Genomic DNA, 20158 nt, shown 5'->3' with positions numbered 1-20158 from the left:
CCATAATATCCTATACATTTTATGCAATATGTTTGTTTTCATTTTTGATATTTCATGGTATAATAATGCGCAATGTAACATATATTTAATATTTTTAAGACTTTTGTAAAATGTAACATACTCTCTCGGAATCATAAGAATATCAAGAATACCGAGAGTACATGAAAAACAAACGGAGGGCTATCTTTGAAAAAACATTCTATTTTATTTTTACTTTTGATTATTTGCGGATGTTTTCTCATTCCATCGAAATCATTTGCATTTCAGCATGGGTATGAGAGCCATTCTGATTTCATTTATGCTTTGGCGCGTAATGAATTGTCAGTATATATTTCTGACTATAGTGAAGATTTAAAAACGATGCTTCCTAAATACAGTGGAGTAAAGGTTGTAGGTTCTTCTGGTTCCTGGTACGAGATTCAGTACACTTCTAAAAAAGGGACTAGTAATTATGGCTGGATCACAGGGGAAGAGTTTCAATCAAACTGCCTGATTTATGACGGACGGGAAAAAAGACCTTTTGCGAATGGAACATACCATCTTTCTTTTTATCAAAACCAGAATTCTTCTACTTTTTCTACAGATAGCTATCATGCATATGCCGATACACTCACTTATACCTTTAAGTATGTCGGAAATAATTGCTACACTATCAAAAAAGCAAATGAAGATAAATATCTAAAATCGGATACCTTGCAGGAAACTAACCCTTATATTAATGAACTTTGGGGAACTGAAAAGGAAGCAGGTACTTTCCGCATTACCAGAAAAGGGAATTATTATATTATCTGCGATGTAAATACCAAGCGAATTCTGTCTGAAAATGACAGCAATCTTTTAGAATTTACCAATAACCAGAATGCTTTATGGCGTCTTACCAGAAATAAAAAGGCAATTGAAAAGGGAAATCTTCAGGTTTTTGTCCAATTTGATCCCCTTTGGGGCAAGCATCATTACGGAAATGAAACAACACAAGATACAGAAACAAATAATTTTTGTACTTCCGGATGTGGAATTTTTGCTACAGTAAATGCTATTTACTCATTAAGCGGTCACTTCCCTGATCCATATGAACTGGCAAAATACGCTTCTGATAAACGCTATCGTATTGAAGATTGTGGAACTGACAGCGGATTTTTTAAGGCGGCGGCTGAAAAGTTCGGTTATAAATATGGATTTTCTTATGACGGATGCGGAGAATCTTTTAAGGAATTAAAGCAGAAATTAAAAGCTGGCGATACTGCCATTGTATATCTGCCGGGACACTACGGAACAATTGTTGATTACAATGCAAAAAAAGATAAATACCTGTTAATGGATCCACATTATCTTCCAAAGCGTGGCACTTCTTCCTTTGGAGACTGGGTCAGCCAGAAAGACTTAGAAGAAGGCGCTCTCACAACGCAAATGTTCTTTTATTATAAGGCAAATTAATAAAATCGCAAGAATTTATCCTTTTTCTTTTTATTATAGCGTTGTTATTTAAAAAGCATTGTTATATAATATAGACAATTAGGTAAGGAAGGCGGGTTACATATGAATCTAAGACAGATTAATGATTTATGGAATGAATATAAAGAAAAGTATGATTTGCCGGAAGATATTCAGATTTCGGCAGTACAGTATGATGCGGAAAAATATGTTGAAGGTTTTTTTAATATCCTTGAACTTCTTGAGGGTAAGTATATTTTGCATCTGAACCCTCGCTTTCATCTTTATAGTGACAGTTATGCCCGCTTTATTCTTTTCCATGAGTTTACTCATTTTTATGATTTCATAAATAGTTCCTATGATGAGACGGAAGATTTATTTGTTTATATGAATGCTTATTCCGAATTCCATGCCTGTCGTGTTACACTCGCCCGTTTTATGGAGCGCCTCACGTTAAAAACCGTACATATCGATAAGATTCAGATTCCTGGTCCATTCAATGAGATTTCTATCCGCCATCTTTTAGAAGAAGGACTATGGAGAGTGAAGGTCAGTTTTGAGCAGTTCCTTGAAACATTAGAACCGAATGACTTTATTATGACCTTCCGCCAGTTAATGTATTTGCTGGGTTATATATCTCTCTTTGAGAATGATGACGTTTTATTAGAGCAGACTTTACAGTTTGCACATCTTGATACCGATGATTTCTTTGATTTATATCACGCTTTAAAAGAGATTAATTATGAAGAGATTTTAAGACTGACAAGAAAGATTTATAATTCTGCTTTTCTCATTTATTTAAGAGGCTTTTTCCGAAGAAACTACGACAGACGTATTCTTCCGGATGACGAGCTTGAGAATATCACAGCAGATAATTGCGATGAATATAAAGCAATACTTGATCAAAGACAGCAGGAGTTTGCTGCTTAAGGTTTGGAATAAAGAGACGCCCTTATAAGTTCTTATTATATAAAAATGCTTCGTATCACTGCACTCAAAATACGTAACCGTATTTTGAGCTTGCTCTAAGGCGCATTTTTATATAATAAGAACTTATAAGGGCTGTTTTATTTTTGACCTTAATGCAGTATGAATATGAGGGAGATAATTGAAAAATCAGAAATTCCGAAAGTCAAATCTTTTGGGACTGATTTATAGAATTTTTAGCCTATAAATTACTATCGAATCTGTCCTTCTCCCCGGATGATATATTTATAAGTACATAATTCTTCTAAGCCCATTGGTCCTCTGGCATGGAGTTTCTGCGTGGATATTCCCATTTCGCAGCCAAGTCCAAATTCTCCTCCATCTGTGAAGCGGGTAGAAACGTTCACATATACTGCGGCACTGTCTACTCTCATCGTAAAATAGTCTGCTGCTTCTTTTGATTCTGTGATAATTGCCTCACTGTGACCCGTAGAATGTTTTGAAATATGTTCTACTGCTTCTTCCACGCTATCTACTACTTTTACCGCAAGAATGTAATCTAGGAATTCTGTATCGAAATCATCTGCCCCAGCCGGTGTTCCTGAAATAATTTTAGCGGCTCTGTCACAAAGACGAAGTTCCACTGGAATTTCTCCTTTTTCTTTGCGGTCTTCCACTAATTTTTTCTGTAATAATGGCAGGAACTGTTCAGCAACTGCACTGTGAACGAGTAAAACTTCTTCTGCATTACAAACACTTGGACGGCTTGTTTTTGCATTCTCGATAATGCCCAATGCTTTATCAAAGTCTGCTTTGGCATCGACATAAACATGACAGATTCCTGTTCCGGTCTGGATACATGGAACTTTTGCATTCTCCACACAGGAGCGGATCAAACCAGGACCTCCTCTTGGAATTAAGAGATCGACATATCCTACTGCCTTCATTAATTCTACGGAACTTTCTCTGCTTGTATCTTCGATAAGCTGAATTCCTTCTGCTGGAAGTCCGGACTTTCTCATTCCTTCTTTTAGTGCTTTTACAACTGCATCTGCACTCTTCCATGCTTCTTTTCCACTTCGAAGAACACAAACATTACCACTCTTGATACAAAGTGCTGCCGCATCGCTTGTTACGTTTGGACGACTCTCATAAATGATTGCGATTACTCCCATAGGAGCAGCCGTTTTTTCAATAATGATTCCGTTTGGACGTTCTACCGTTCTTATTACTTTCCCTGCCGGATCTTCCAGGCAGATCAATTCTCTGATTCCCTTTGCCATTCCTTCAATTCGTCCGGCATCTAACATCAGACGATCGATCATTACATCGGAAATCTTTCCTTTTGCCGCTTCTACATCCTGCTTGTTTGCCTCTAAAATGGCATCTGTATGAGCTAAAAGCTCATCTGCCATATTGGCAAGTGCTTTATTTTTGGTCTCTGTATCTGCTGAGTTGATCGCAATTTTTGCTGTGACTGCCTGTTTCAGAATCTCTCTTGTTGTCATCCTTTTTTCCTCCCGATAAACTTTGTTCCAACTTTATCTCCATCAAGAATTTTATAAAGCAGTTCCGGTCTTGTTCCATTAGCGATAATCATATCAATTCCGGCATCCATTGCTATTTCTGCCGCATGAATTTTAGTGATCATTCCACCTGTACCAAGAGTTGTTCCCTTTGTTCCTGCTAATTCTTTTATTTCCGGAGTAATAGAAAATATAGTATCAATGAGCTGTGCATCTGGATTATTACGCGGATCTCCTGTATAAAGACCGTCTATATCACTTAGGATAATTAATAAATCTGCCTGAGCGTTTTCTGCAACGATTGCTCCCATCGTATCATTATCCCCCACAGAAATTTCCTGTGTCGCAATAGTGTCATTCTCATTAATGATCGGAATAACATTCAATTCTAAGAGACGATTTAATGTACTCTGAAAGTTACTATGACTTTCTTCATTGGAGAAATCTAACCCTGTAATCAACATCTGTGCAACAATATGATTATATTCTCTAAATAACTTGTCATAAAGATACATCAACTCGCACTGTCCTATCGCTGCTGCCGCCTGCTTTGTGGGCATATCTTCGGGCTTACTTTTCATATTCAGTTTTCCTACACCCATGCCAATAGCACCAGAAGAAACTAAAATAAGCTCATGTCCTGCATTTTTTACATCACTTAAAATCTTACAAAGCTTTTCTGTTCTTCTGATATTAATTCTTCCACTAGTATGGGTTAATGTTGATGTTCCCACTTTTACAACGATTCGCATAACAACCTCCTAAAAAAGGCACCTGTCAGAAACAGATGCCTTTTTATTTAAAATGTTTTATAATACTTTACTTAAGAAACTCTGCGTTCTCTCATTCTTTGGATGATCCATAACCTCTTCCGGGGTTCCCTGTTCCATAATAACACCCTGATCAATGAAAAATACTCTGTCTGCTACATCGTGAGCAAATCCCATCTCATGAGTTACCACGACCATGGTCATTCCCTCTGCAGCCAGTTCTTTCATAACATCAAGAACTTCACAAACCATCTCTGGATCTAATGCTGAAGTCGGTTCATCAAACAGCATGATGTCCGGTTCCATCGCAAGAGCACGTGCAATTGCCACACGCTGCTGCTGTCCACCGGAAAGCTGTTTTGGCTTTGCATCTGCTTTCTCTGCCAGACCAACACGCTTTAACAGCTCAAGAGCCTTCTTTTCTGCTTCTTCTTTAGACTTTAACTTAAGTTCTACAGGAGCAAGCATAATATTCTCTTTTACTGTATAATGAGGGAACAGGTTAAACTGCTGGAATACCATTCCGATATGCTGACGAATCTTGTCAATATCTGAACTCTTTTCCGTAATACTCTGTCCATCTACAAGAATCTCTCCGGCTGTTGCTTCCTCTAAACGATTCAGGCAGCGAAGAAATGTTGACTTACCGGAACCAGAAGGTCCAATGACACAGATTACCTCACCGGCTTTAATCTCTGCATCAATTCCCTTTAAAACATGTACATGTCCAAAACTCTTCTTCAGACCTTTTACATGAATCTTTACATCTTTCTCTGTTGTCATTACGCATTCATCCTCCTTTCAACATATCTTGAGATAAATGACAGAACTGTCACTATCAAAAGGAAGAAGACTGCTACCCATGTATATGTTGCAAATGATTCCATCGTTCTTCCTACATAAATCTTTGCATTATACATAACCTCTGATAAACCGATTGCGTAAAGAATCGTAGAATCCTTTAACGTAATGATAAACTGGTTTACAAGAGATGGGAGACAGATACGCACTGCCTGCGGAAGAATAATCTTCTGCATTGACTTTGCATAACTTAAACCAAGACTTCTTGCCGCTTCCATCTGTCCTTTATTAACGGACTCAATAGAACCTCGGAAAATCTCAGAAATATAAGCGCCTGCATTCAGGGCAAGTGTAACTAAACTGGCTGTAAATACGGTAATGCGGAACTGTGAGCCTGTAACCGCCTGAACTAACTGTGGCAGAGCAAAATAGAAATAAAATGCCTGCACCAGCATCGGAGTACCACGAATCAGCCAAATATAAAACTTTGCGATTCCACGTAATACAATATTACTGGAAATATTCATAAGACATACGAAAATACCGATAACCAAAGCGATGATCAGAGATAAAATCGTAATCTTAACTGTCATAGTAAGTCCAGTCAACAATGTTGGATAGACTTCACTTAAAACTCCAAATAGATTCATAAATTAACCTCTTACCTAACCTTTGTCTCTCAATTATTTCGCTGAGGTATATTTTGCAACGATCTCATCATAAGTACCGTTCGCTTTAATATTCTTTAAACCTTCGTTAAACATCTTGAGTAAATCTGCGTTCTGTCCTTTTAATACGGCAAAACCATAAGGTGTGGAGAAGTTATCTTTCTCTTCTGTTACGATCTCAAGACCATTACCCTGAGAAACACCATAAGCCATTACAGGCTGATCTTCGAAACATGCAACAGTGTTGCCTGTCTTAACATCCTGGTACATTGTTGCGGAATCATCGAAATATGTGATATCAAATCCATATTTATCTTTTAAAGACTCAGCACAGTCAGCTCCCTGTGTACCTGTCTTTGCTGCAACTTTCTTACCTTTTAAATCTTCATATCCTTTGATGCTGCTGCCTTTCTTTACAGCCATACATACATAGGAATCATAATAAGCTTCAGAGAAGTCATATTTTTTCTGTCTTTCTTCTGTAATAGACATACCGGCAATTGTTCCATCTGCCTGTCCGGACTCAAGAGCAGCTACAGCGGCATCAAAACCAAGAGACTGTAATTCATACTTAAATCCCTGATCTTTTGCGATCGCAGCTAAGATATCTACATCAATACCTACGAATTCATTTTTATCATTTGTGAATTCAAATGGTGCAAAAGTTGTATCTGTCGCGATAATATAAGTCTTATCAGAAGCACTGCCTCCTTCTGAACTGGATTCTGCCTTGTTTGAGCTGCTTCCACATGCTGCTAATGATAACATCATAACTGCTGCTAAAGCTACAGATAAGAATTTTTTCATAATGTATCCTTCCTTTCTTAATTCTTATTATTTTATACTCACCATTCTATTATATCTATTTTGAATAAAAAATGCAAGAAGCTTTCAAAATATGTTCACTTTATTTTTTTTACGATTTTCTTTCTTCTGAAAATTTTTCTTGACTTTTTGCCTTATATGAAATATTATAAGCCAAAATCGTCAAAACGATTTATTAAATATTTATTTTTTATACCGACAATCTGTTTACCGGTATAATATACATTTATGATAAGGAGATGTAGAATTATGAAAACAGTCACAATCAAGTTTGGCTCTGTGGATAATGCGACATCATTTGTAAAAGCTATTGAAGATTTTGAAAGCCACTTTGACTTAATTTATGGACAGTACGTTGTAGATGCCAAGTCTCTTCTTGGAGTAATGACTATGGATATCCGCAACAAAGTTGATTTAAGAATCATGGAAAGAGAAAATGAGATGCCAACGATCATGAAGGCAATCTCCCCTTATATCACAGCATAGTTTTTTCTTCAAATTGTATGCCTAAATTGGACCTTCCAATTTGAATCTTGACAGAATTTATGCTATAATGAAAATGCTCGGAGGCTCAATTTTTTAAGGCTGACGAGCATTTTCTATATTTAGGAGGGACAGCTTATGTGGTTCGATGAAGCAGTAGTTTACCAGATTTATCCATTAGGACTCTGTGGAGTTTTAAATGAAGAAAGAAGCAGCGATGACAGTGTCGTGAGACATTCCATCCTTGAAGTAAAGGACTGGATTTCTCATATTAAAAAGCTCGGTGCTACCTGTGTTCTCTTTAATCCTCTCATGGAAAGTGACTATCATGGATATGACACCAGAGATTACTACACCCTAGACCGCCGTCTTGGCACGAACGATGACTTAAAGGAAGTATGTGATGCTATTCACGAGGCAGGTCTTAAAATTTTATTTGACGGTGTATTTAATCATGTTGGCCGCGGTTTCTGGGCATTTAAGGATGTGCAGGAAAAGAAATGGGACAGTCCTTATTGTGCCTGGTTTCATTTAAGTTTTGATGGCAATACAGAATATAATGATGGATTCTGGTATGAAGGATGGGAAGGACATAACGAACTTGTTAAGTTAAATCTTGATAATCCGGATGTCAGACAACACCAGTTCGATGCAATCAAACAGTGGACAGACCTTTATGGTATTGACGGTCTCCGCCTTGATGTTGCTTACTGTTTGAGTGATTTTTACTTAAAAGAGCTACGCCGTTTTACCAGTACTCTGAAAGAAGATTTTGTTCTTATGGGAGAAACATTACATGGCGATTATAATATGTATATGAATGATGAGAAGTGTCATTCCGTTACAAACTATGAATGTTACAAGGGATTGTATTCCAGTTTCAACTGTGCGAACATGCATGAAATCAGCTACAGCTTAAACCGCCAGTTTGGTTATGAAAACTGGTGTATTTACCGCGGAAAGCATCTTCTCTCTTTTGTAGATAATCATGATGTCAGCCGTATTGCCACTATATTAGAGGATAAACAGCAGCTGCCTGTTATTTATGGCCTGCTATTTGGAATGCCAGGTGTTCCTTCTATATATTATGGAAGTGAATGGGGCATTGAAGGTAAAAAACAGGGTCGTGATGAAGAGATTCGTCCTCGTCTTGAAAAACCGGAATGGAACGAACTTTCTGATGCAATTGCCGCTTATGCGAAAGCACACCACACTCACCCGGCTTTATACAACGGTGGCTATGCAAATCTTCTTGTAAGAGATAAACAACTCATTTTTGAAAGAAGCTGTGATGAGGAACGTGTTATTGTTGCAATCAATGCTGATTCCAACACATTTCATGCTGATTTTAATGCGCGCTCCGGTCTTGGAACAGATCTTGTTACAGGAGAAACTGTTGACTTTGGCGGTGGCATGGATCTTCCTCCATATAGCGCTGCCTACTGGAAGACAGAAGTAATCTAAGTCCAAATATTTTCAACAGATTGTAACAGGGCTATAATATAAATGATGATTTTAAAGGATGATTTTATATGAAGTTAAGCAATACAGAAATTCAGGAAATTCATACAATATTAGAAAAATACTGTAATAGTAAAGAAGCACGTTCCATGAAAAGTTTCTGTCAGCATGGCAGCGTAAGTACGTACGAGCACGTTATGTATGTTACAAAAGTATGCTATTACTTAAATAAACGCCTGGGGCTTGGTTCTAACGTAAAGTCCCTTGTCATTGGTGCTTTTCTTCACGACTTTTATCTTTATGACTGGCACGAGAAAGATGACAGCCATAAGTGGCATGGATTTTCTCATGCACACACTGCTCTTCTCAATGCCAGCACCCGCTTTTCTTTAACCGATAAAGAAAAGGACATTATCGCACACCATATGTGGCCGCTGAATCTTACCAAAGTGCCACGAAGTCGTGAGGCACTCCTGGTATGTCTTGTAGACAAATATTGTTCTACTGTAGAAACTCTTACAAAGCGTTCTGCACAGGCTTGATTTGTGTGATTTTAATACAATAAATACACATAACAGAAAAACGATATCCCTAAGATAAGATGCACATTCAGCTATCTAAGAGATATCGTTTTTTTGTTGATTTTAAAATCTACAGATCAGATTTTATCTTTTTAACAAGATCGGGGAATACTTGAATACTTCTTTCTAAAATTCCCTGCATATGTGCAATGGCAATTCCATAGTTTGTGAATGGGATATGCTGATCTTTTGCACACTTCATACGATACTTCATTTCACGTCCATTGAGCATACAGCCGCCACAGTGAATAATTAATGAAAACGGAGAAAGGTCTTCTGGAAATTCCCGACCGGAGGAGGTTTCAATTATAAGATTCTTTCCTGTATAATTTTTCAGCCACCGAGGAATCTTTACCGTTCCGATATCATCACATTGACGATGATGTGTACACCCTTCTGAAATGAGAACACGATCTCCATCTTTCAGTTGTCGGATCGCTGCCGCTCCCTGTACCGCTTCATCTAAAAATCCCTTATATCTTGCCATTAAAATAGAAAAGGAGGTAAGCAAAATTTCTTCCGGTACCACCTGGCTCACCTGAGCAAACGCCTGGCTGTCCGTAATTACCATACTCGGACGATTCCCCAGATCAGTAAGTAGTTTCGAAAGTTCTGTTTCTTTCACACATATAGCCGCCCCTCCCGCTTCTAATATATCGCGGATAACCTGCTGCTGTGGTAAAATCAGTCTTCCCTTCGGCGCAGCAGAATCAATTGGAATAACCAGTATAATGAGATCAGAAGGCTGAACAAGATCTCCAACAAGCTGTAATGTCTGATCTTCTGTTTTTATCTGTTTTGCAAGTTTTTCTTTTAATTCCTGAATATGCGTCTTTTGCAGGGCACTCACATATACCACATTGTTATTGTCCTCTACCAAAGGATCCTTTTGCTCTTCCTTAAGCATATCTTCTTTATTGTATACAAGTAAATACGGTATATCTTTTTCTTTAAAAATAGATAGCAATTCTTCATCACATTGCTTTAAACCTTCTACCGCATCTATAACAAGTACTGCAATATCTGTTTTGTTTAATATCTGCTTTGTTTTCCGCACACGAAGTTCTCCAAGCTGTCCTTCATCGTCAAATCCAGGTGTATCAATAATCAGAACCGGACCTAACGGCAAAAGCTCCATTGCTTTAGAAACAGGGTCTGTTGTTGTCCCCTTTGTATCTGAAACAACTGCCAGCTCCTGACCGGTCACCGCATTTACCACGCTAGACTTTCCGGCATTTCGTCTGCCAAAAAAACCAATATGTATTCTTTCCCCGGATGGGGTATCATTTAAACTCATAAAATGCTCCTTTCAAACTATACTTGTCTACAGACGATTTTAAGAAAAAAATACAAAGTATTTTTATTCCGTCACGTTAAACATTCCATTCTGCCCCAAAACAAAACTTCTCGATAACTCTCTCGAAGTTTTTGGTCAGAATTCCATAACGTGAAAGTCATAAAAATATCTTTGATTCTTTTCTTAAAATCTGTCTTTGTAATAGATACTTTTTTCTTAAAAATATTCAAGTCGAGCAGCCGCGAGACTTGGCGCGTGATTCTGGTCAGCGTAAGCTGACATATTCTTTACAGAATCACTGCGCATCCTCGCGGAGCGTTTATCTCAGTCGGAGATTGGACTCTCACTGAGACAAATTTGCTGTCACTCACCACCTGAAAGAGGTGGGAGTCTTCTCGACTGAGATAAATATACTCTCTAATTTATAAGATTTCAATCAGTGCTTTGATTTCTTCCTCTTTTGTAGCCCAGCTTGTAGCAAGGCGAATGATCGTGTGGTTATCATCTGCCTTTTCCCAAAAGCTGACTGCTGCTTCTTCCTCTAACTGTTTTAATCTTTCATCTTCTAAGACCAGAAAGATCTGATTTGTTGGAGAATCTATATAGAAAGTATACCCCTTCTCTTTTAGAGCCTCTTTCAATGTATTCGCTGTTTTAATCGCATTTTTACTAATTGTAAGATATAAATCATCTGTAAAAAGAGTATCAAACTGTACACCAAGCAATCGTCCTTTTGCAAGAAGTGCTCCATGCTGCTTTATGATTGTCATGAAATGCTTCGGTGCATTATTCTTCGGAAATACAACTGCCTCTCCGCATAATGCTCCAACCTTTGTACCACCGATGTAAAATGCATCACATAAAGAAGCAATGTCCGCTAGTGTTACATCGTTTTCTTCACTGACAAGACCATAGCCAAGTCTCGCACCATCTAAATAAAGTGGTGCATCATATTCATGACAGACTATAGACAACTCTTCCAATTCTTTTTTACTGTAAAGTGTACCGTATTCTGTCGGATGGGAAATATACACCATTCCCGGAAATACCATATGTTCATGGTTGCCATCTGCATAAAAATCTGCAAAATACTGTTTTACGGCTTTTGCAGTAACTTTCCCGTTCTTATGCGGAATTGCCAACACTTTATGGGCGGATGCTTCAATTGCTCCTGCCTCATGTGTACTGATATGTCCTGTATCTGCAGATACAACTCCTTCGTACTGCTCAAGCAAAGCATCAATAACCGTAGCATTCGTCTGTGTTCCGCCAACTAAAAAATAAATATCTGCCTCTGGACATTCACAGGCTTCCCTGATTTTCTGTTTTGCTGACTCACAATATTGATCTGTCCCATAGCCAGACAGCTTTTCCATGTTAGTTTCTAACAATCGCTGTAAAATCTTTTCATGGGCGCCTTCTGAATAATCGTTTACAAAATCTAGCATTATATGTCTCCTCTAAAAAAAATTATTTTTATTATAGCACAAAATATAACAAAAAAAGTAGAGAAAACACACTTGGTAAAATACATTTTTTTAGAGCGTGTTCGAAAAATGCTTTCTGCAAGATGTGCGTTACAATTTGTGGGAGATTTCGCCTGAATGAGGGCGGCGTAGCGGGCTACGTCAACTGAATGAAGGCAAAATATACCGCAAATTGGGGCGTACAGATTGTAGGAATGATTTTTCAAACACGCTCTAGCGCTTCCCCATTATTTTCTTTTGTTTATAATAACTCCAGCAACGTATTATATACTTTCTCATTTTTCTTTACTACCAAAGCTATACTTTCCTTTGCATGATTCAACCTGTGAAAAATCTTTCTTACATACGAACTTCCATTTTTCATAAAACAGGCTGCCCTTAGATATCCTTCTTCATCATAATAATACCGCTCATCAAGAAGAAGAACTATTTTATCCATATCTCTGACCGCCTGCATTTTTAAATCTGCCTGTGCTTCCTGCCTCTCTGATTCTTCTATTTCAATCCACTGATATCCCTGCTTTATATAATCACTTAGCAAATTCTCTGCCTCAACATCATCATTTGCATATACTACAAAAATGTGCGGATATCCCCGCGAATTCATTCTTGGCGGCAAATGCATCATATTCTGAATAAATGTAGAAAGTTCCGCATTCGTCCGAATACGATTTGTCAATCGAAACACCTTAATATCTGTCTGATTTTCCAACTTTTTTATATTTTCTTTATCCATTTCTTCTGTTGAGATAACATCTTCGGAATCACTGGAAAATATCACAGGCTGCTCTTTGCTTAACTCTAACAATCTCTCTATCTTATCTTTGGAAAGCAAATGTGCCTCATCAACTAAAATCCCTCTATATTTTTCAAGCGGTATTTGTGTTCCGGCTTTTCTTTCTTCGATGCGAATCTGCTCATCTGCCAAAAAATCAATTCTTTGCAAGCGTTCATGTAATATTCTCCACTTTTCTCCATTCTCCTCGCAATGTACCATACAGATTCGATGGCGAACAGACAGCTTCATAGCAATATCATAAAGAAGCAAGGTTTTTCCTGTTCCCGGAATTCCACTAAACCAAAAACATCCTGATCGCTTTGCATAAATATCTCTTAAAATCTTTTTCTCAATATCTCTTTGCTGAGAAGTCAGGAAATATTCCTTTTTTAAAAAACGGACAGGGTCTGTTATCGGTGAAATCAAATATAACTCCGCCCGAAATAAATCTTCGATATTTCCTTCATAATTCGTACCTTCTTTTTGTAAATCCTCACATAATCTTTCCCAGCCTGCATCCACGATATGATCATGATGTGTCAGACGAACCAGCCTGTTCTGGCTGCTAATATAGGTATAAGATTGAATTGGTCTTCCTAAAACAGATAAATAATAGCGGTTCTGAATCAGCTGCTTACGAATTGCCTGATCCGAAACTACCCCACTCTTTAACTCAATATTTACGATATAATTGTCCTTAATCTGAAGAAGATCAAACTCTTTTCCCAGTCTTGGAATCTGGAAAGAATAGAAAAAACGGAGGGAATATACTTCCTGCATATGCATTTCCAACTGAGCTGCCAATGCCCTCATACTCCCCCATTCCCAGGTACGTATTTTTAAAGGAAACTTCCTTCCGGATAACTGTCTTTCCAGTTTTGATATATGCTCTATACTCTGATTTCTTGTAAGTGTATAAATTGATAGTGATTTCACTTTGTCACCTCGAATGGAATCATTACTTTATTTTTAATGTTCTAAGATACATTTTTTGCTCCGGTGTTATCCGATAACTCTCAATTGCTTTTTGAATTGTTTTATTATGTGTCCAGACATCCAGCTTTTTATCCTCTATAAATGGAAGAATGTTCTCATATTGTTTTGCAAGTGCCGTAGCAAAATACCATGCCCGCATCATATTCACATAATACTCTTCCGAACAAATCTGCATCACCTTTTCCGGATACTCCATCTGAAAATTTTCATCCAGATAATATCGCATCAACATACCAATTCCAAATCGTATCGTATATGTATGCTGTGATTGTATCCAGCGATACACCTCTTCTATAAATACATCAAGATGCTTTTTACCGTACGAACAACAAGCAAATCACAGGTTGCCCAATTATCTATAAAAGGCAGAAATCGTTCCAGCTCCTGTAGACACTTTTCGTAATCCTTTATCTGCTCTAGTAAAAGACCATGCAGATTATTTTCTTCATAATATGAATGTGGAAGCACTTGCAAAAACAGCTTTGCCTCTTTAGTTTTACCAAACTCCTTTGCAAATGAACGCAGTACAGGAATCCGAACTCCAATAATCTTCTCCTTATTCACCGTCGGCATAAGCTTCGCATGAAAATCCCGATACTTTATATCCTGAAGTTCAAAAAGTTTTGACTGTATATCTTTTACTATATTTTTCTGGTTCATGATTTTCCTTTCTGACGCTATATATTTATGGTACTGCCAAAAATAAAAAGCATTAACTTTTTACAGTTCCGGATTTTCTAACAAATCTTCGATGCTGCATCCTAATACTCTTGAAAGCTTGTAAAGGGTTCTCGCCTGTGCTTTATCAATATCATTTACTTTTTGCTCATACATTTGTATCGAACGAAGTTTTACACCTGAAAGTGCTGCAAGTTCTACTTGAGATATGCCACGATTTTCACGAATTGTTTTTAAATGAATTTCCTGTGTTACGCTCATATATTTTTTATTTATATCTTCAATGAAATGCCCTATATCCATTTCATGATATACGCTATACATTGTAACAATTTCTGAAAGAGGTATTCTTGAAAAAATATCTTTGAATCGTCTACAGGTAACCCACTGATACTCTGCCAAAGCCCAACCAGCCCAATAGAATTCCGAACGTTCCTCGGAAAATATTTTTTTTGGAAATTTGTAATTCATATAAGCATACATAATGATTTCTTGAGCCAGTTCTATCCCAGATATTCCTGAAACAATCGCTGGATTTCCACGCTCAAATTTGTCTGCATATCCAGATTGGACAAACAGCCTTGAAAATATATCTGCATTAAAACGACAATTGCTAATCGCATAATCAAAACATTCAGCCAGATTTTGCTTCGCATCATATAGATAAGATTCGCTGTATGCGTGAATCATTGTCCTTCATCTCCTCTCTGAGAATATCCAAAACAAAAATATCATTTTTATAATAATGTCTGTTACGAATTTCTTTTCGATACGTTTCTCTCGCATTAGAATCCCTTGCATTGAACTACCATGCCTTAACTATCTACGATAGTTACGACATGGATTCGGTCTGAAAAGAAAATTGCAGGGCAATCTTTTTTCAGAGAGAACCCCCGGCTTTACAATCTACGGGGTATACAAGATTTAGCTCGTGTCTATGGGTCCAGACCAACCATCACCAACTTTAACAGGTGTGCCTGTTTTGGCATGGGTCAGGCTTTCCGGCTCTGCAGCATCTGCTTCCTCCTGTTGGGAGCCTGCCGCATCCATCCGTTTCCCGCCAGTCCCCTAACCTTGGGGAAAAACGAGAGAGCGGTACAGCAGGCTCCATGTTTTCAGTGACATATATAAGTGAACAGTTACAAAGTTTTATTGCATGGAATAGGATTCTTTCCACAAGGAATAGTTTTCGTTATAGTTATGTACATTGGCATCAAATTGTTTCCATTTATCCCATACAGGCAGATTCTTCCGAAAGTAGGAAGGACCTGCCTTTTTTGCGTGGGTAAAGACGGTTCTCCAGCGGTTTTTCTGTGTCTTTGGCACAAGACAGTTGAGGTAAGATGGTAGTTTTTCTAAAAATCCCATCCCCCTGCGCCCGATTACATAAGCTGCGGCACAATGGATAGACAGATTCTTTAGTTTCATGTATTTTACTTTAGCGATAAGGCTGGTATACGCCGGGTTTACTTTAAGTACAGCGGTATCTTCCCGGTATTCCATCTGTGCCTTCTTCCTTACAAAATCAAGGTCTTCCCGGACGATCGGTTTCTTCCTGTCTGTAGCAAGAGCAACCAGCTTCTTTACTGCAGTACCTAAGATTTCTTTTGCATGACCGGAAGATAGCCCATCCAGCGTAAACGGGATCACCCCTGCTTTGATGAGGTTTCCATCTGACGAAACATCTGCCCATGCGATATGGTCATAATTAAAGTCGTAAGCAAGGACTCCATCGGATGTACTGTAGTTAAGATTGTCTTTTTTCACCGTCAGGGCTGCCTTAAAGATAAGATATTCCCTGCCGTTCCCGTCTTTCTTGCGCTCCATCATATAGCCAACAGAGCCTTTCCGTTCTTTAAGGTACTGTGCCAGTTCTTCTCCACGGTAAGGAAAATGAACTTCATGGAACAGGATCTTCTCTCCATTGATCATTGTTACTTCCAGAGTGTGCCCCTCTGCATCATATTTACAGAGGTAATTCCCATCTGGGGAAACAGCACGACCGGAGAAGTTTACGATACGGTTTCTTGCAAAGTCACGCTCCTGGTGCCATGCCCTTAATTCTTTTCCCGTAAGGGAAAGGGTATCTTTCTTCTTGTACTGTTTCTCAGAACCGAATGTGATGCGGGAGGGAATCCTGCCAGCTTTTTCATCTGTCCGGCGGATCTTGTCTTCGATCTGTGCGATATGGGCTTTTGTCTGCCGGATCCGTTTCTCTAGTTCCCGTTCATAGACAAAAGGCTCCGCTTCTACGAGTTGGTTCTTTTTTCCACGATAGAAAAGTTTTCCGCTAGAATAAGTGAATCCCTGCTTTTGTACAGACGGGGCTTTTGGCTCTGTTCCTTTCCCAGCAAGATACCGCCCAAAGGCTTTCAGCCAGTCTTTCCCTGCCTGCATCCGCACAAGGCGTTCTTTTAAGGAATCTGCTTTCTCCCGGCGGTTCTCCTGCCGCTGCATCCGTTCCTGCTCCGCAAGCTTTAATAATTTCTTCTGGGATTTCCTCATTCCATTGACAGAAGAAAACAAGGATGTGACATAATAATCAGACAGCTTTCCTCCGTACAAGACACGGTAATGTTCTTTGAGAAGAGCAGTCTCTGTCTTGCCATCTACGGCAAAAGGAATCCCCAGATATTTTTCATTATAAGACTGGTTATAGTACCATTCCTTCATGCGGTTATACCGGAGAAAAGTCAGCCGGACCATATCCTGCTCTACAGAAGATAATTCATCCATATATATCCTTGCAGATGGGATTGTGAATGTACTTTTATACTCTATAGTCTTACTCCTTTCCAGTTAACCATACGATTGTAAATATGCTTTATTTATGCTATAATTATAGCACAAAACAGATAACTTATCAATATCAATAGAACATATTTTCGTGGAAGGAGATCAAGGATCATGAAGATCAGAAGAGAACGCCACCGTGTATGGAGTTTATCCTATCACGCTGTTTTTGTTGTAAAATACCGTAAGCCGTGCATTACAGATGAGATCGCAGATTTTTTGTTAGACGAGATGCGTCATCTCCTGGAAGGATGGGGCGGAGAACTTATCGAGGGAAAAGCAGACAGGGATCATCTGCACCTGCTGTTCAGCCTGCCACCTGATAAGGAGCTGGCAAGATATATCGGACTGATGAAACAGGTCAGTGCAAGACAGGTACGTAAGAAATATAAGGAGCAGCTTAAAGAATATCTGTGGGGAGATTCTTTTTGGACAGACGGCTATTATCTTGGCAGTACTGGAGGAGCAAATCTGGAAGTAATCGAAGAGTATATCAAGAAGCAGGGACAGCCTAAGAGGAAGTATGTCCGCAAGAGTGAGCTGTCTTAACACCAACTGGACGATTCATCCCAGCCTTAGCATAGTTACGACTGGGTCTTCTCGTCCATAAAAGATAAATATCTCCATATAGTGATCGGACAACACGATGCTGATTTGTTTCTTATAACTGCATATTTTCCTGATATTAATAAATGGGAATCTGATTTCAAAACCAGAAAGGAGAATGATAAGTGACTTGCTTTTATTGTAAAGGGAATATTGAAACTTCTACAACAACGTATATGACTGATTATCATGATTGTTATATTATTATAAAAAATGTACCTTGTGAAAAATGTACCCAATGCGGAGAAGAATATTTATCAGGAGAAACTTTAGAAAAAATTGAAAATATTATTCAAAAAATTAAAGGAGTATTGACTGAAATTGCGGTAGTAGATTATCAACAAACAGCATAAATTTATTTTTTAATGAAAGGGCATATGTAATACTGCATATGCTCCTTTTTTGGAGACTGTCAATATTCTATTCTTTGCTTTCCAAAAGCTCAACATACATCCCTACTTCTTGTTCATTAAGCTTCGGTAGCTGCTTAGCAAAATTATAAAGCAAACCCACTTCCGTTTTTATCGGGAACTTGCAATTATAATTACATTTTGCATTTTCTTCAATTGATTGTAACTGACATGATATATTTAACACAATATGTCCCGATATATCTTTTATAAATGATTCTATGATAATTTTAGGGCAGCTATCCGAATCTTCTTCTCCTATCTCCCAGTAAAATCCTATATCGTTTTTCACATAATCTAATATTTTTTGTGAAAGAGCATTAATTTCTTCATCAACGATATATGTCTTTATCTTACAATGAATTTGCTCCGTACTCATTATAATCTGCACTTCATAGAAGTCTTCATCATACCATAGTTTCTCTATTGAAATATTGCCGTTCATCATCTACTTCTTCCCCCTATGGATGTTCTCTCGTTTCCGCATATTCATCTAGTATATATCGTGCATAATTTGTTGCCTGCCTCTCTTGTCCAATCGGTGTCAGTTTTAATGCATTAATCCACTGAAAATAATGGGTAAGTTCATGTGCTATCGTAGATAGTATCGCTGTTAACGCACTATCTTTTCCCCATTTATGGCACAAGTCCATGTAGTCTCCTGCTGCTACACGAATATGTGGTTCAATATTATAGTCATCATACATACTCCAAAATGTCCCATACGCCTTCTCTCCATCCATCGCAATAAGTTTCTTAACATTTCTTATGTAAACAACTACCCGGATTGGGAAAAAATATTCTCTCCTCAAAAATACAGCAAACTCTTTACAAGCTCTGCGAACTTCGCTGTCAATATCTTTATCAAATCGTAACCGGAGTCCTGTTCGATGCCCTTCTCTGGTCAAATCAATATTTTTCTCCCAGTCATCTATGGTCCATATATGCCACATTATAGCCACCTCATTACTTCTTCTGCCTGCTCTTTTACTGCATTTGTTTTTTCCCTTTTTAAAAGTTTTGTAAGTGTAGCTTTTATTTTTCTTTTACATTTTTCTGTGCAGTTTTCGTCTTCCAAAATCAATTGAATGATAGATAAAACACTACACCGTATATGATAATCTGTATTCTTGATATAATTAAGGATTTCATCCAAAGCAGCTCTCTCTCCGAAAGAATATTTCCCATACAGACAATTCAAGATACAATTATCATCTCGTTCCTTTTCTAATATAGCATTCAAATATCCAATAACTTCTGTCTCGTTTGTACACAAATGCTGTTGTACATAAATCCACGAATCAATTGCATAACTTCTTGCCAACCCATCTTTTTCCGATAAAACAGCTTTTTCAAGACTTTTTACCACGCTTTTTTCACAATAGCAACCTATAGCATCATAAGCTTCTGTTCTTACCAGCTCATTTTCTTCATGACATAATTGCAATAAAATCTCGATGGCTTCCTTCCGTTTTGCTGTATTTACAAAACGTGAAAGTACACTGGCAGTAAAAATTTTAACTGTATCATCTTTATCAGAGGCGAACTTTTTTAAATCTTCAAAACAGTCCTCTTTAAATTCTTCCGCTGGTAACTCTTCATATTTTTGTATTAATGTCAGCTTTTCTTCGTCAGTCATG

20 protein-coding genes and 3 pseudogenes are annotated in these 20158 nt (G+C 38.0%); 8 read left to right on the top strand and 15 right to left on the bottom strand.

All coding sequences use genetic code 11. The features are described from left to right. The first annotated feature begins 186 nt into the window (after positions 1-186). Positions 187-1434, top strand: coding sequence for a hypothetical protein (locus tag EHLA_RS05775; protein WP_096239688.1), 1248 nt, complete (start codon positions 187-189; stop codon positions 1432-1434). A gap of 102 nt (positions 1435-1536) precedes the next feature. Further along, positions 1537-2361, top strand: a complete 825-nt coding sequence (locus EHLA_RS05770) for a hypothetical protein (protein WP_096239686.1) — start codon at positions 1537-1539, stop codon at positions 2359-2361. Positions 2362-2609: 248 nt separating this feature from the next. On the opposite strand, the gene EHLA_RS05765 is transcribed toward EHLA_RS05770, so the two are convergent. Genes EHLA_RS05765 through EHLA_RS05745 form a run of 5 tightly spaced genes read right to left on the bottom strand, consistent with a single transcriptional unit; the run spans position 2610 to position 6930 of the window. Beyond that, positions 2610-3866, bottom strand: a complete 1257-nt coding sequence (locus EHLA_RS05765; protein WP_096239683.1) for a glutamate-5-semialdehyde dehydrogenase — start codon at positions 3864-3866, stop codon at positions 2610-2612. Then, complete coding sequence (gene proB / locus EHLA_RS05760; RefSeq protein ID WP_096239681.1) at positions 3863-4636, bottom strand: glutamate 5-kinase; 774 nt, start codon at positions 4634-4636, stop codon at positions 3863-3865. The genes EHLA_RS05765 and proB overlap by 4 nt, the downstream gene beginning before the upstream one ends. A gap of 57 nt (positions 4637-4693) precedes the next feature. After that, positions 4694-5437, bottom strand: a complete 744-nt coding sequence (locus EHLA_RS05755; RefSeq protein WP_096239679.1) for an amino acid ABC transporter ATP-binding protein — start codon at positions 5435-5437, stop codon at positions 4694-4696. Then, positions 5437-6105 carry an amino acid ABC transporter permease gene (locus EHLA_RS05750; RefSeq protein WP_005346457.1) on the bottom strand — a complete coding sequence of 223 codons (669 nt, stop codon included), beginning with the start codon at positions 6103-6105 and terminating at the stop codon, positions 5437-5439. The genes EHLA_RS05755 and EHLA_RS05750 overlap by 1 nt, the downstream gene beginning before the upstream one ends. A 33-nt stretch (positions 6106-6138) precedes the next feature. Then, positions 6139-6930, bottom strand: a complete 792-nt coding sequence (locus EHLA_RS05745) for a transporter substrate-binding domain-containing protein (RefSeq protein ID WP_096239677.1) — start codon at positions 6928-6930, stop codon at positions 6139-6141. Between the two features lie 267 nt (positions 6931-7197). Here EHLA_RS05745 and EHLA_RS05740 point away from each other — a divergent pair, with 267 nt between their 5' ends. From EHLA_RS05740 to EHLA_RS05730, 3 genes are all read left to right on the top strand, one after another. Then, positions 7198-7434, top strand: a complete 237-nt coding sequence (locus EHLA_RS05740; protein WP_157908554.1) for an HPr family phosphocarrier protein — start codon at positions 7198-7200, stop codon at positions 7432-7434. A 135-nt stretch (positions 7435-7569) separates the two neighbouring features. Beyond that, positions 7570-8895 (top strand): alpha-amylase family glycosyl hydrolase, encoded by a 1326-nt coding sequence (locus EHLA_RS05735; protein ID WP_096239673.1) that lies wholly within the window; start codon positions 7570-7572, stop codon positions 8893-8895. 68 nt (positions 8896-8963) lie between these two features. Then, a complete protein-coding gene (locus EHLA_RS05730) occupies positions 8964-9434 on the top strand; it encodes an HD domain-containing protein (protein WP_021906896.1) in 471 nt (156 codons plus the stop codon). A gap of 109 nt (positions 9435-9543) precedes the next feature. Here the strand turns inward: EHLA_RS05730 and hydF are convergent, their stop codons facing one another. From hydF to EHLA_RS17005, 3 genes and pseudogenes are all read right to left on the bottom strand, one after another. Next, positions 9544-10770 (bottom strand): [FeFe] hydrogenase H-cluster maturation GTPase HydF, encoded by a 1227-nt coding sequence (hydF, locus tag EHLA_RS05725; protein ID WP_096239671.1) that lies wholly within the window; start codon positions 10768-10770, stop codon positions 9544-9546. A 422-nt stretch (positions 10771-11192) separates the two neighbouring features. Continuing rightward, positions 11193-12218, bottom strand: coding sequence for a threonine aldolase family protein (locus EHLA_RS05720; RefSeq protein ID WP_096239669.1), 1026 nt, complete (start codon positions 12216-12218; stop codon positions 11193-11195). Then, a pseudogene (locus EHLA_RS17005) lies at positions 12218-12403 on the bottom strand (DUF6783 domain-containing protein); the annotation flags it as partial. The gene EHLA_RS05720 and the pseudogene EHLA_RS17005, both read right to left, overlap by 1 nt. Between EHLA_RS17005 and EHLA_RS17000 the strand changes: the two are divergent. After that, positions 12341-12574, top strand: a pseudogene (locus EHLA_RS17000) (DUF6783 domain-containing protein). The pseudogenes EHLA_RS17005 and EHLA_RS17000 sit on opposite strands and share 63 nt — an antisense overlap. Here the strand turns inward: EHLA_RS17000 and EHLA_RS05710 are convergent. The 4 genes and pseudogenes from EHLA_RS05710 to EHLA_RS05690 all read right to left on the bottom strand — a co-directional run bounded on the left by EHLA_RS05710 (position 12499) and on the right by EHLA_RS05690 (position 17445). Then, positions 12499-13971, bottom strand: a complete 1473-nt coding sequence (locus EHLA_RS05710; RefSeq protein ID WP_096239664.1) for an ATP-binding protein — start codon at positions 13969-13971, stop codon at positions 12499-12501. The pseudogene EHLA_RS17000 and the gene EHLA_RS05710 sit on opposite strands and share 76 nt — an antisense overlap. Before the next feature lie 22 nt (positions 13972-13993). Beyond that, positions 13994-14691: pseudogene (locus EHLA_RS16995) on the bottom strand (DNA alkylation repair protein). A 60-nt stretch (positions 14692-14751) separates the two neighbouring features. Then, a complete protein-coding gene (locus EHLA_RS05700; protein WP_096239662.1) occupies positions 14752-15399 on the bottom strand; it encodes a helix-turn-helix domain-containing protein in 648 nt (215 codons plus the stop codon). A 459-nt stretch (positions 15400-15858) separates the two neighbouring features. Next, positions 15859-17445: a hypothetical protein gene (locus EHLA_RS05690; RefSeq protein ID WP_096239660.1), complete on the bottom strand. Its 1587-nt coding sequence runs from the start codon at positions 17443-17445 to the stop codon at positions 15859-15861. A 171-nt stretch (positions 17446-17616) separates the two neighbouring features. On the opposite strand from EHLA_RS05690, the gene tnpA reads away from it, so the two are divergent. After that, complete coding sequence (tnpA, locus tag EHLA_RS05685; protein WP_096239658.1) at positions 17617-18051, top strand: IS200/IS605 family transposase; 435 nt, start codon at positions 17617-17619, stop codon at positions 18049-18051. A 182-nt stretch (positions 18052-18233) separates the two neighbouring features. Next, the gene (locus EHLA_RS05680; protein ID WP_096239656.1) at positions 18234-18461 is read left to right on the top strand and encodes a type II toxin-antitoxin system MqsA family antitoxin; all 228 of its coding nucleotides are present in this window, start codon (positions 18234-18236) and stop codon (positions 18459-18461) included. Positions 18462-18528: 67 nt separating this feature from the next. On the opposite strand, the gene EHLA_RS05675 is transcribed toward EHLA_RS05680, so the two are convergent. Genes EHLA_RS05675 through EHLA_RS05665 form a run of 3 tightly spaced genes read right to left on the bottom strand, consistent with a single transcriptional unit; the run spans position 18529 to position 20157 of the window. Continuing rightward, complete coding sequence (locus EHLA_RS05675; protein WP_096239654.1) at positions 18529-18966, bottom strand: hypothetical protein; 438 nt, start codon at positions 18964-18966, stop codon at positions 18529-18531. Positions 18967-18979: 13 nt separating this feature from the next. After that, positions 18980-19471, bottom strand: coding sequence for a hypothetical protein (locus tag EHLA_RS05670; protein ID WP_096239652.1), 492 nt, complete (start codon positions 19469-19471; stop codon positions 18980-18982). Further along, entirely contained in the window at positions 19471-20157 is a 687-nt protein-coding gene (locus EHLA_RS05665) for a HEAT repeat domain-containing protein (protein WP_157908553.1), read from the bottom strand. Before EHLA_RS05665 ends, EHLA_RS05670 begins: the two co-directional genes overlap by 1 nt. Position 20158 lies beyond the last annotated feature (1 nt).

The organism is Anaerobutyricum hallii (assembly GCF_900209925.1).
Classification (GTDB): domain Bacteria; phylum Bacillota; class Clostridia; order Lachnospirales; family Lachnospiraceae; genus Anaerobutyricum; species Anaerobutyricum soehngenii.
The sequence above is the reverse complement of the archived record's forward strand: the minus strand, read 5'-3'. Positions and strand labels throughout refer to the sequence as shown.

Excerpts from the sequence above, each read along its gene's own strand:
- EHLA_RS05770 (WP_096239686.1), top strand. The coding sequence starts at position 1,537 with ATGAATCTAAGACAGATTAATGATTTATGGAATGAATATAAAGAAAAG.
- EHLA_RS05765 (WP_096239683.1), bottom strand. The coding sequence starts at position 3,866 with ATGACAACAAGAGAGATTCTGAAACAGGCAGTCACAGCAAAAATTGCG.
- proB (WP_096239681.1), bottom strand. The coding sequence starts at position 4,636 with ATGCGAATCGTTGTAAAAGTGGGAACATCAACATTAACCCATACTAGT.
- EHLA_RS05755 (WP_096239679.1), bottom strand. The coding sequence starts at position 5,437 with ATGACAACAGAGAAAGATGTAAAGATTCATGTAAAAGGTCTGAAGAAG.
- EHLA_RS05750 (WP_005346457.1), bottom strand. The coding sequence starts at position 6,105 with ATGAATCTATTTGGAGTTTTAAGTGAAGTCTATCCAACATTGTTGACT.
- EHLA_RS05745 (WP_096239677.1), bottom strand. The coding sequence starts at position 6,930 with ATGAAAAAATTCTTATCTGTAGCTTTAGCAGCAGTTATGATGTTATCA.
- EHLA_RS05740 (WP_157908554.1), top strand. The coding sequence starts at position 7,198 with ATGAAAACAGTCACAATCAAGTTTGGCTCTGTGGATAATGCGACATCA.
- EHLA_RS05735 (WP_096239673.1), top strand. The coding sequence starts at position 7,570 with ATGTGGTTCGATGAAGCAGTAGTTTACCAGATTTATCCATTAGGACTC.
- EHLA_RS05730 (WP_021906896.1), top strand. The coding sequence starts at position 8,964 with ATGAAGTTAAGCAATACAGAAATTCAGGAAATTCATACAATATTAGAA.
- hydF (WP_096239671.1), bottom strand. The coding sequence starts at position 10,770 with ATGAGTTTAAATGATACCCCATCCGGGGAAAGAATACATATTGGTTTT.
- EHLA_RS05720 (WP_096239669.1), bottom strand. The coding sequence starts at position 12,218 with ATGCTAGATTTTGTAAACGATTATTCAGAAGGCGCCCATGAAAAGATT.
- EHLA_RS05700 (WP_096239662.1), bottom strand. The coding sequence starts at position 15,399 with ATGATTCACGCATACAGCGAATCTTATCTATATGATGCGAAGCAAAAT.
- EHLA_RS05690 (WP_096239660.1), bottom strand. The coding sequence starts at position 17,445 with ATGGATGAATTATCTTCTGTAGAGCAGGATATGGTCCGGCTGACTTTT.
- tnpA (WP_096239658.1), top strand. The coding sequence starts at position 17,617 with ATGAAGATCAGAAGAGAACGCCACCGTGTATGGAGTTTATCCTATCAC.
- EHLA_RS05675 (WP_096239654.1), bottom strand. The coding sequence starts at position 18,966 with ATGATGAACGGCAATATTTCAATAGAGAAACTATGGTATGATGAAGAC.
- EHLA_RS05670 (WP_096239652.1), bottom strand. The coding sequence starts at position 19,471 with ATGTGGCATATATGGACCATAGATGACTGGGAGAAAAATATTGATTTG.
- EHLA_RS05665 (WP_157908553.1), bottom strand. The coding sequence starts at position 20,157 with ATGACTGACGAAGAAAAGCTGACATTAATACAAAAATATGAAGAGTTA.